At 43.3% G+C, this 11,975-nt stretch carries 6 protein-coding genes and 1 pseudogene; 1 reads left to right on the top strand and 6 read right to left on the bottom strand.

All coding sequences use genetic code 11. The features are described from left to right. Nucleotides 1-819 (top strand): annotated as a pseudogene (locus EDD57_RS07970) (hypothetical protein); the annotation flags it as partial. Between the two features lie 79 nt (nucleotides 820-898). Here the strand turns inward: EDD57_RS07970 and EDD57_RS07965 are convergent. The 6 genes from EDD57_RS07965 to EDD57_RS07940 form a co-directional block, all read right to left on the bottom strand. Further along, the gene (locus EDD57_RS07965; RefSeq protein ID WP_131848928.1) at nucleotides 899-1,471 is read right to left on the bottom strand and encodes a GNAT family N-acetyltransferase; all 573 of its coding nucleotides are present in this window, start codon (nucleotides 1,469-1,471) and stop codon (nucleotides 899-901) included. Nucleotides 1,472-1,566: 95 nt separating this feature from the next. Further along, nucleotides 1,567-4,650, bottom strand: a complete 3,084-nt coding sequence (locus EDD57_RS07960; RefSeq protein ID WP_131848927.1) for a cyclic peptide export ABC transporter — start codon at nucleotides 4,648-4,650, stop codon at nucleotides 1,567-1,569. Between the two features lie 23 nt (nucleotides 4,651-4,673). Beyond that, nucleotides 4,674-5,444: a ParB N-terminal domain-containing protein gene (locus EDD57_RS07955; protein ID WP_131848926.1), complete on the bottom strand. Its 771-nt coding sequence runs from the start codon at nucleotides 5,442-5,444 to the stop codon at nucleotides 4,674-4,676. Between the two features lie 46 nt (nucleotides 5,445-5,490). Next, nucleotides 5,491-6,459, bottom strand: a complete 969-nt coding sequence (gene sbnB, locus EDD57_RS07950; protein WP_131848925.1) for a 2,3-diaminopropionate biosynthesis protein SbnB — start codon at nucleotides 6,457-6,459, stop codon at nucleotides 5,491-5,493. Nucleotides 6,460-6,486: 27 nt separating this feature from the next. Continuing rightward, entirely contained in the window at nucleotides 6,487-7,449 is a 963-nt protein-coding gene (gene sbnA / locus EDD57_RS07945) for a 2,3-diaminopropionate biosynthesis protein SbnA (RefSeq protein WP_131848924.1), read from the bottom strand. Nucleotides 7,450-7,479: 30 nt separating this feature from the next. After that, a complete protein-coding gene (locus EDD57_RS07940; protein ID WP_131848923.1) occupies nucleotides 7,480-11,949 on the bottom strand; it encodes a non-ribosomal peptide synthetase in 4,470 nt (1,489 codons plus the stop codon). Between the last annotated feature and the right edge of the window lie 26 nt (nucleotides 11,950-11,975).

The following is an 11,975-nucleotide window of genomic DNA, read 5'->3' as shown; positions in this document are numbered from 1 at the left end:
GATATTGGACCTCAGGGACCAACGGGACCAAGTGGACCTTCGGGGGATATCGGACCTCAGGGACCAACGGGACCAAGTGGACCTTCGGGGGATATTGGACCTCAGGGACCAACGGGACCAAGTGGGCCTTCGGGGGATATCGGACCTCAGGGACCAACGGGACCAAGTGGACCTTCGGGGGATATCGGACCTCAAGGGAACACAGGGCCTCAAGGCGATACGGGACCTCAGGGCGATACGGGACCTCAAGGTAGCACGGGACCTCAAGGCGATACGGGACCTCAAGGTAGCACGGGACCTCAAGGCGATACGGGACCTCAAGGTAACACGGGACCTCAAGGAAACACAGGGCCTCAAGGGGCCTCAGGACCCACTGGGACTATTAACACCAGTAATATGATGGTTGCACGCAGTACTGGAATTACAGGTGTAACCGGTACCTCATCTTCTCCGGTAGCAATTCCATTAGATACTGTACTCGTTAATAATGGCGGAGCAGATATTACTTTTACAGGTACAGATATTACTTTAACGAATGGGCACGTCTATTTAATCTCTTATTCTGTATTTGTTAGACCGACAACCCCTCCAGGTGCAATATCCGTTGCATTAAGTTTAGATAACGTTGTTCAGAGTGGTTCCATGCTGACTTTTGAAAATGTCAGTGACTTCCTAACTGGATCTCAAACGTATATTACTGATTTAACAGCAGTCGTAACTCCTAGCACACTACAAGTTGTTAACACACAAGGTATAAATGATTACGCAGTATTTAATGAATCACTTGCAGTTACAGTAAACATAGTAAAAATATCTTAGTTGATATCCGCATGCATAACAAATCCCCTTATACGGCATCTCGCCATATAAGGGGATTATCTTTTACCTAATCATCCACTTAAGATACAACCGAAAAATCTTCCTTTAACAATGAATACATATACATATCATCAAACTTCCCAACTGTATATTCATATTTCCGTAATAAGCCTTCTCTAATAAAGCCGCTTTTTTCGCATAGCTTCTGTGAAGCGATATTTTCGAGTTCCATCAATCCTTGGATTCGGACAAGCTCCATGTGGTCAAATCCATACTGAAGGATCGCTTGAAACGCCTCAGTCATAATTCCTTTACTCCAATATTCTTTCGATAACTCAGCGCCCACTTCCGAACGATAATGTTGAGTAGACCAGTTGAGGAAGCCACAGCTACCGATAACTTGATCGGTCCCTTTTAGCGTAATACCCCAGCGAATTCCCGTTTTCTTTTGAAAAATGCTTCCATACCAAGCGATTTCGTCTAGCGCATCTTGTTCTGATTCAAAAGGAGCGAGTCCGTAATACTTCATCACGACTGGATCTGATAAATAGACCATCATATCTCCCGCATCAGCAGGGGTAACCTCTCTTAACACGAGCCGCTCCGTTTCTAGCACAGGAAAAATTTTGTTTGGTTCCAACTGAGTTGTCATATGTATATCCCCTTAATTTTTTATTTAGCATAAATGTTTGTACATTATACCATTGTTTAGATAGAAAGATGAAAGAGTCGGATCACTACGATTCATCAAACAACCTGCCCCACCTTACCCAAATCCATAATCCGACCATACTCCATCTTAATCACCCGATCCGCCAAATGAAAATACCCATCATCATGCGTCACCGCAATCACACACTTCCCCCGCTCCTTCAAATCCGGGAGCAAATTCTCATAGAAGAATCGTCTAAACTCCGGATCTTGATCCGCAGCCCATTCATCAAACAAATAGAAAGGCTTGTCCTCCAGATAACTAATCATAAGCGCGACCCGTTTCCGTTGTCCCGTTGAGAGATTCACCGTACTGAAGACCCCGTTTGCATCTACCGATATCTTATCCTCTATTTCTAGCAATTTGAGATAGCGTTTGATGTCCGCTTGTTTGTTATCGGTGTGAATCCCATATAAACGATCAAATAAGTAGACATCGCTAAAAATAGTAGAAAAATGAGAGCCTATTTGCGCTGAATCAATAGATTCATGATCCATCTTAACTTGTCCAGAATCAGGCGAATAAAGCCCCGTGATCAACTTAGCTAAGGTAGACTTCCCACTACCATTGCCCCCTGTGATAAACACAATTTCCCCAGACTGAAACTCATACTGGAGCGGGCCCACAGAAAACGTTTCTCCCGATTTGCTTTTATATCGATAAACCACATCCTCAATCTGTAGCGAGCGAGCCGTTTTATATTCCACACTCTCCGCCACTTCTTCCACCTGTGAAGCTGAAGCGAGATCCAACGTTAGCTCATTCATTCGCTTCCAGCTAATCCGAATGCGAAATAACTCTGGAAATGAGTTTAAGATCCCATGAACCGGACCTGTCATATACAAGAAGACAAATACATAACTAATCAACGATTCCTTTTGAATTTCGGGAAACAAGATCGGGAAGAAAAAAGCAACAGCCCCAATAACAAACACAAACAACAATTCTCCAATCACAAAAACATTCACAAACTTCTTCTCTCCAAGAGCTCTCTTGGTTCGATAGGCATCACAGCTTTCCTCTATCGCTTGCTGAAAGTCTGCCCGCTTTCCTTTTTGTAGGTACAGCTCCTTAAAGCCCCCCACAATATCATTGATAAATTTGAAAAACACATTTTGAATATCGCGTGTTTGCTCCCACATCAGGTTGGCCGAACGACCGATGATGAAATAAAGCCCTACTGATAAAAGAATGACCCCGAGCGAAACAAGTAATCCGTAAAAATTGATAAACCCCAGATACACGAAGCAAAACAGCAAGGTCACGGAACTTGTAATTCCAGTAATGACAATCGTAGAAAAACGGCTTATGGTTTCGGTATCGTTATTCAACGTAGCATAGATTTTCCCATCTGGGATACATTCAAAATTTTGATAAGAGGTTCCGAGTATCTTTCCAATTAAGTCCATGCGCTTTTCATAGACGATGTTATTAGTGATATCAATTAACTTGGTTCGCACCATCTTCTCGCCCATCACATAAATGGCGATTCCCATGATAAAGTAGCCAAACAGGACTGGACTAAACCCCTTATCCGAAGCGAGGGTTGAATTAATCATGAAAATAATAAGCCCATTTCCCAGACCGCCAATTAAGCTAAGGATTCCTAAATAAAAGATAGGCTTGTCTTTTTTTTTAGGATAAAGCTTGGCTAGTATGGCGTACAGGCAAAACAACCCGTTCACAACTCCTAATGAAAGGATCGCTGTCAAAATGGTCATCGGACCCCATACAGTGACGAAACTCCACGGAAGTCCTTGGAAAAAGACTTCAGGCAGATAATACAACGCTCCCACAAAGGCCCCGCCCATGATGGCTAGTAACACCGCAGTCAGGAAGGCTGTACGCCATCGGACTCCTACAAATGTACGCTTCCCCCTGAAGATTTGAATTGCAATGCGAGATAAAAAGAAGAGTGTAATCAGTGCCATCGTCCCAAGAATAAACGTAACAGCTGTTGCCACTTGGTCCACTTTCACATACATATCGGAAGTAAGCTTGGTCCCTTTTTTCTCATTCATCATATTCATGATTCCTTGGCCAATCACAGCTGTATAATCCGAATTCATATTCGCTAAAACCGCTACCCCGAGTTGATCTTTTGGACGAAAGGCAAAATAAGAAGAGAAGTTAGGATTATTTCCACTATGAGCGATCTGCCCGCCATCTCCATTTTGATAGACAGACCATCCTGCCGCATAAGAAGAACCGTCTAGATCTGGGGCCACTTTTCGGTCAGGTTCGTGTGACCGAGTGATTCGTTTACTAATCTCTTCATTTACCTTCACACTGCCCATCTGAACCTTCAACCACTGCTCTATGTCCTCGATGCTTGAGACGACATAACCAGCCGGATAGTTGCCTCGAAAGAGTGGCGCTTTGTATTCAAGTGCTCTCGTAAAGCCAGCCTTGTATCCTGTTGCCATTCTGTCCAACGGCACATTCCCTTGAATATATGTGTCCTTTAGCCCTAACTCTGGAAAGACGTTCTTTTTCATATATTCTTCAAACGAAAGCCCTGAAACGCGTTGGATCACATAGCCGAGCACATCATAGTTAATGGTGGCATACTCAAATTTTTCACCAGGACGATTTGTTAATTCGACACCTACTAGCTTACGTACGGTCTTCTCCAGTGCATCGTCTGATGTGGAACTTGCGATTTGGCCAATGGTTTTAAACGGGACACCGCTCGTATGATGGAGGAACTGCTCCACGGTGATTTGAGCAGGCTTCCCTTGATACATCATCGTAAGCCATGGGATATACTTCGTAATCGGATCATCGAAGCGAACGAGTCCCTTTTCCTCTAACTGAAATAACGCTTGGGCGGTAAAGGCTTTGCTGGTTGAGCCGATTTCAAATAGCGTATTTCGTTCGATCTTTTTTTGTTGATCGACATTGGCATATCCGACCCCTTTTTGATACAAGGTTTTATCACCTTGCGTGACGACAATGGCCAAGCCAGGGATTTTCCCAGCCTCTTTTTGGTCGTTTATAAATTTCTCTACATCCTCCACTGTCGTATGTAGTAATTCTTGCTGTGCACTTGCGATCAGTGGGGTAAAACTACCTAAGCATATAATGAAGCTTAGGAGTATCAGTCTAAAAGCTCTCATAAGATCACTCCTTTTCGATGAAGTTACGCCTCACAAACGTAGACTGGCTCTGTATAGAAACGTAGGCTGTTCATCCACTTGTTACGTAGCGTTTGCCACTTTTCCACTGGAAGTTGTTCAGATTGAAGGATTTCCAGTGGAATTCGTAAGTTCAATAAGCGACCTTCCACAATACAGCGGGTGATCCCAGCTGGCATTAATCGATTGGACTCAACGACTCTCTTTAATCCATCTAAGGTATATTGCGGATAACAGATAAATACTTCCCCATCCTTTGGTTCAACGTGAGTTCCATTTGGAATTCTACGAACATGGCATTTATGTTGATAGAGTCCTACAATATGGTGCCATGCTGCTAATTGATCCAATGGTTCTTCGCTATCATGAGTAGAATATAAATAGGTTGTTTCTCCACTAGGTAACACGACATGAGCAAGCCAATTGCGATCCAGCAGTTCCGTAGCCCAACGAATATAAGGACACTGTTGTAATTCCTCCCACCAAGCATCTTGTGGGAGGAGATGATTCCAGGCACTTAAAAAAATATCCTTTTCTTCTACTAACTGGATCACAATCCGCTTACAATCGAGTGCCTTTAAGGCCATTAGTCGATGGGCTCCATCTAATAGAAGATACTTATCATTTGATAGCTTCATCGCGATCGGCGGATTACTCAAATAGCCTTCCTCGGTTATCGATTTGCATATTTTTCCTAACCGTTCATTTTCATGTGATTCATGGAAATAAATTTGCTCCGCCGGTACTAAAGCTAGCGAAGAAATCACACTATTCATGGTAGAACCCCCTCTTTAACCCCAAAATCCAATCTATTTTCCGGACCTAGTCATCCAATTGGACCCCTGACCCTGTTTCCATTGCTAATTTGTAATAATAGGTAGCAATCGCTACATCGAAAATCGCCATGCCCATCGGGTTAAACAGAACGGCTTGTTCCGCTGGTAATTTGTTCATCGCATCATGGCACACCACATCTACAATGGAGTATGTATCCTCTTTCTGTAGATTCCGCTCATGATGCATCACTTCGATATCCGTATTTTCACGACAAACTTCTTCCCAATCATCGACAATGATTGATTTCGTATAATCGAGGATCTGCGGTTTAAAATCACGAAGCGATACATTTAGTAAGAGAGCGCCATCTTTCGGCTTCTGGTCGATATATCCTTCCGCGGCAACGGTGCATGTAATGAAAATGTCTGTATCCTGATACGCTTCTTCGTACGAATCGACGATGTTGGTTTTCGAGAGGATCTCTGCCGGAATATGCTCTTGATTAACGCCTTTTTTATCGTATAAAGTGACGGATGCTATCTTGTCTCCTAATAGATTCGTAACCATACTGAGATGCAGTTGGCCAATGGGGCCGAAGCCGATAATACCCACTTTTACATCTTTTAGATCCCGTACTTTCTCAAACTCTTGAATGATCAGACCCGATACGGAAGCAGTACGGATTCCACTCACAATCGCGGTATTTAAGGTAGCAAAAGGCTTGCCGGTATCGGAATCGTTTAGAATGGTAACCGAATGGGCCCGTTGGATGCCTTGATCGATGTTTTTTGGGAAACTAGCAATCCACTTAATCCCTGCTGCTTCGAAATCGCCTCCGATGTAGGCAGGCATCGCAATGATTCGATTGGTTTTATCTTTAAATCGCAAGTACGGCTTGATCGGCTGTGCGAAATTCTGTTCTTTTAAATTTAAAACGGCATTCTGAATGACTTGCACGGTCCCATGCCAATCGACACCTATTTGTTTGATGTGCTGTGTATTTAAATAAAGCATGATATAAATCCCTCCATGTATGTTTCATTACGAGATGCAAACTGATTGATTCAATAGCCATTTGATCCATTCGGCGTTATAAACCGTCTGTACATAGGGAACTCCGTTATCCGGGCATAGGAAGACCACATTTGGCTTTTCGGCGAAGGCCTTATCTTGAAAATATTGTTGGATCGCATAATAAGATGTTCCAGAAGATCCTCCAGCGAAAATCCCGTGATTTTCAAATAATTGATGGCATCCTTCTACCGTATGCTGTTCCGAGATATGAACCACTTCATCGATCACAGCACGTTTCACTAGCTCCGGCACAGTACTTGCTCCAATGCCAGGGATATGCCGTTTTTTGGGTTTATCATTAAAAATGACAGACCCCTCGCTATCTACAGCAATCACCTTTACATTCGGAAACGCCTCTTTCAAACGGTTCGAAATCCCTGAAATCGTCCCGCCCGTTCCCACTCCAATAAATGCATAGTCTAACGTTTCAAAATGTTGGACTAATTCAGTTCCGATTCCGTGGTAGTGGGCATAAAAATTATCTGGATTTTGATATTGATTCGTCCAATATGCATTCGGAATCGAGTGAAGTAGATCTTGTATTTTCTTTAGGCGAGTAAGTAAGAACCCACCTGTCTCATCCCGATCCGTCACTTTTACCACTTGATAGGAAATCGAGCGTAATAAATCCTCATACACTCCGTTAATATTTGGGTCAATGACCGGGATAAACTTGATCTTCAGATATTGGCAAAACGTTGCTAATGCAATCGCCAGGTTGCCTGACGAAGATTCAATCAACGTCGTACCTTCGTGAATCTCCCCGCGTTTGATCGCGGATGATAACATATAGTAGGCAGTTCGAGCCTTCACACTATTCATCAGATTATGATATTCCAATTTTGTATATAAATGGATCGATGGATGTTCTAAAGGAACCAGTGGTGTATTCCCCACTAAATGACCCAATTTTTGTAATTTCTCTAACATATGTTAGACGATCCTCCCCGTCCCCAACTCTTAAAAGGCGAATTCTTCATCAAGAGCACTTAAAGCATCCGATACATCTGCTTCTTGTTTCTCACGAATGGACAATTCCATAATGGTTTCATCCAAGTTTTCCATCATTTTTTGTAGCACGGTCAGAAAATCTTGCCCCATCATTTCGATGGTTTCCTGTTTAAATAGGCTTACTTGATACTCCGCAACTAAAGATAGGCCCTCGTCGCCTTCAATCGCCGCCCAAGTTAAGGCTCCTTGCGAAGTATGTGACTCTTCTTCATAAGGATGGAATTGAAGATGATCCACCTCAATCTCTGGAATCTCCATGTTTTGCACCACAAGCATGGTATCAAACAACGGATTCCGATTCGCCTCACGGTCGATTCCTAATTGGAATACGAGTTCTTCTAATGGGTATCCCTGATTCTCGTAGGCAGCGAATACTTGATTTTTTACATCTGTTACGAACTCTCGAACCGTCTTTTTACCAGCTGGTTGACTGCGAATCGGTAGTGTATTCACAAACATCCCCACAACGTTTTCTAAATCGATATGTTGTCTGCCAGCGATAGGTGTACCTACGGTGATATCTTCTTGTGCTGTATATTTGTAAAGTAAGATATTGTATGCAGCGAGCAAGAGAATAAATAGAGTCATCTCGTGTTCACGTGAGAATTGATATAGAAGGTCAGCCTGCTCCTTGCTTACTTGAAACAAGGCAGAATTCCCCTTGTGATCCACAGAGTCTGACCGTGGATAATCCGTTGGCAACTGTAAGGTTGGGATATCGCCTTTAAATTGCTCCAGCCAATACGCTTCCTGTTTCTTCGTCACATCAGACTGTAAGGCTTCATTTTGCCAAGCAGAGAAATCTTTATATTGAATACGCAGTGGTGAGAGTGCTTCCCCACGGCATAGACGAATAAATTCCTTGATCATGATGCCGATTGAGGTTCCATCTGAAATAATATGATGCATATCGATGATGAATAGATGAACAGTCGGCTCTACTTGAATGAGTCCAACCCGGATGAGTGGCTCTTTTTTCAAGTCAAATGGACGGATGAATCGTTTCATCACTTGATGTACGTTCTCCCACTTCGCTTCCATCATTTCGATCGTAAAAGCAACTTCATCATGTATGATCTGAACCGGTTCCCCATCCACTAATTCGAACGAGGTACGGAGCGATTCGTGGCGCTTAACGAGTTGGTTAAATATGTTTTCGAACCAACCATAGTCAAGCTCACCTCTGATCACCATCGTGCTAGTTATATTAAAGGCTGTACTATCAGGGGCCATTTCGTTCATGATATACATCCGTTTTTGTGCGGAACTCACTGGATAATTGGCTTGTTTCGCCGTTGGTTGAATAGAAGTATAATCATGCGTTTCTGCGCCTCGGATATACTCCGCTATTTCTTTTACAGTAGGTCGATTAAAGACCACATGCATCGGTAGCTCTACTTCTAGCTTTTTATGGACATGTAAGATGAGCATCGTCGCTTTGAGCGAATGTCCGCCTAGTTCGAAGAAGTGATCATCGATTCCAACCCGCTCTATACCCAGTATCTCCTGAAAGATTTCAGCTATGGTCATTTCTTCCTCGTTGGTTGGAGCCATGTATTTTTTATGAATTTGATCCTCAATATTCGGTTCTGGTAAAGCACGCTTATCTACTTTTCCGCTGGGTGTGAGCGGCAACGCGTCTAGTTCCATAAAGTAGCAAGGAATCATATAATCAGGTAGCGATTTCGCTAGATGTTTGCGTAGCTCTGATAAAGTCCATTTGCCGTCTGAAACGAGATAGCTACATAGAGAAGCATCGCCTCGTTCATTTTTATGAGCCACTACTACCGCTTTCTGAATAGCTGGGTGCTCTACTAGTTTGGTCTCGATCTCTCCAAGCTCAATGCGATAGCCTCTAATCTTCACTTGATGGTCGATCCGCCCGAAAAATTGGATGTTTCCACAAGGTAGCCATCTGGCAATATCACCCGTTCGATACATCTTCGTTCCCGGCCTATATGGATGATCGACAAAGGATTTTTCGGTCAGCTCTGGCTTATTTAAATAACCCCTCGCGATCCCTCTACCCGCTAAACATAACTCGCCCATTACTCCGACTGGTTGTAGCTGTGAATGACTATTTACAATATATGCCTCCATATTGGCAAGTGGTTTTCCAATTGGCACATGGATATGATCCTCTTCTTTGCTTAAAGGGTAGCCCGTAGCATAAACCGTCATTTCAGTAGGTCCATAGAGGTTTTTAAGCTGAACCGTATTAGTAAGCTGATAAAACTTATGAATAACAGGCTGTGTAATCGCTTCGCCGGCAACGAACAAGTATTTTAGTCTATTTAACATCGCTAGCTTGTCTTCTGTGATCGTATCCAGAAGGATCGAAAGCATCGATGGGACAAGGTTGAGATAGGTTACTTGGTATTGATCAATCGCTCGTAACATGCGAAACGGATCTTTTTCCAGCCCCTGCTCTAAAATCACGAGTCGTCCACCAAAGAACCAGCCAAACAGCTCAGCTACAGATACATCAAAGGCAAATGTGGTTTTTAGTAGATAGGCATCTGATTCGCCAAATGGATATTGGTCTTGCAACGCGCATAGTAGATTTACGATGCTATGCTGCTCAATCATCACTCCTTTGGGATTGCCTGTTGAACCTGATGTATAGATGACATTGGCGATACTTTGCGGGGTGTTAATGGTCTCCAAATTATGGCTGTCACTCTGATAAAGTGATTCATCTTCTAGATAGAGAATTTCTCCTGTAAAGTCTAATTTCCCGCGATATTTTTCCTGTGTTAACAGTACCTGCGTCTTACTATCATCTAAAATATAGGCGATCCGTTCGATCGGTAGGTCTGGATCAAGTGGCACATACGCCGCACCTGCTTTTAACACCGCATAGATGGCTACGATCATATCCACGGATCGATGCGCCATTACGCCTATAAATGAGTCCGAATGGATTCCTTTTTCTCGTATAGTGCGTGCAAGACGATTCGCCCGTTCATTCAATTCACGATAAGTAAGTTGTGTCTGGCCAAACACAAGGGCCACATGGTCTGGCGTTTTCGCTACATGTTCCTCGAATAATTGCATAATCGTTTGATCGGTCGGGGAATCCAACTTGTAGCCTGATCCCATCGCGAGAAGCTGTTGTCTCTCTTCTTCTTTTATCAGTTCAAATTCGCACAGCTGCTTCTCTGGCTGAGAGAGTACGCTTTGAATGATGTTTTGTAAATGAGTAGCAAGCTGTTTCACCGTTTCTTCGCGAAATAGTCCGGTATTGTATTGAAGATGGAACTCCAATTCCTGCTCATGATCAAATACCTCGACAAACAGATCAAACTTAGCTGTTTTATTTTCCAATTCATAAGGAGTAAAGCGGAGACCGGCAAATTCGATCGCAGTTTTATCCGTATTTTGTACGGCTAGCATCGTATCAAATAAGGGGTGTCTGCTCCGATCACGTGTAATCCCTAAGCGTTCAATTAGTTCTTCAAATTGAAAGTCTTGATTGTCATATGCTTTTAGTGCATTTGTCTTTACTTCTTGCAAGAAAGCGCGGAACGTTTTATCGCTTTTCGGTTCGTTGCGCATCGCAAGTGTATTCACAAACATGCCTACGATTCGCTCAAACTCTACATGCTTCCTCCCCGCAATCGGCGAACCCACTACGATCGATTCTTGCCCACTATATTTGGCTAGTAACAAATTATATGCCGCTAGCAAAAACATATAGAGCGTCACGCCTTCTTTTCGAGCAAACGCTTGAATCTGTGCGGTTAATACGGCATCCAAGGTAAACGAGTGCCGATCACCGGTAAAGGTTTGCACAGGTGGGCGCGGATAATCGAGCGGTAACTGAAGCACAGGCACCTCTTCTGCAAAGGTAGACAACCAGTATTCTTCTTGTGTTTTGATCTCTTCAGATTGGAAGAAATCGTTTTGCCAGAGGGCAAAGTCCACATACTGAACATCTAGCTCAGGCAGATCTATTCCATTGTAAAAAGCGAGAATTTCCTCCAGCATGGTCCGAATGGAAGTCCCATCGGCGATGATATGATGAATATCCATCATCAAAACATGCTTCTCCGTTGAAAGATTAGCTATCTCTACGCGGAGCAACGGAGCTTGCTTGAGATGAAAAGGCCTGATAAAGGAGTCTACAAGCTGTTCGATATCCTTTTCTTCTACCATCCCTCGCTCTATGACTGTCGTATCGATTGACTCATATACCTGCTGTAACACTTCACCCTTCTCTTCCACAAAGCTCGTTCTTAGAGCCTCATGTCTCTGGATCAACTTGTTTACTGCTTCATTAAAACGAGCTTTATCAAATGCGCCCTCTACCATCATCACGAGAGGGAGATTATACGCGGTACTCATCGCTTGTAATTGATGAATCAGATAGAGTCGCTTCTGTGCAGAAGAAGACTCATATAGTTCTACGTTCGACATACCTCTACTCCTTTGCTATCAAGTGC

It is taken from the genome of Baia soyae (assembly GCF_004341445.1).
GTDB classification, from domain to species: domain Bacteria; phylum Bacillota; class Bacilli; order Thermoactinomycetales; family Thermoactinomycetaceae; genus Baia; species Baia soyae.
Note: the sequence above shows the minus strand (reverse complement) of the source record. Positions and strands in the feature narration are given on the sequence as shown.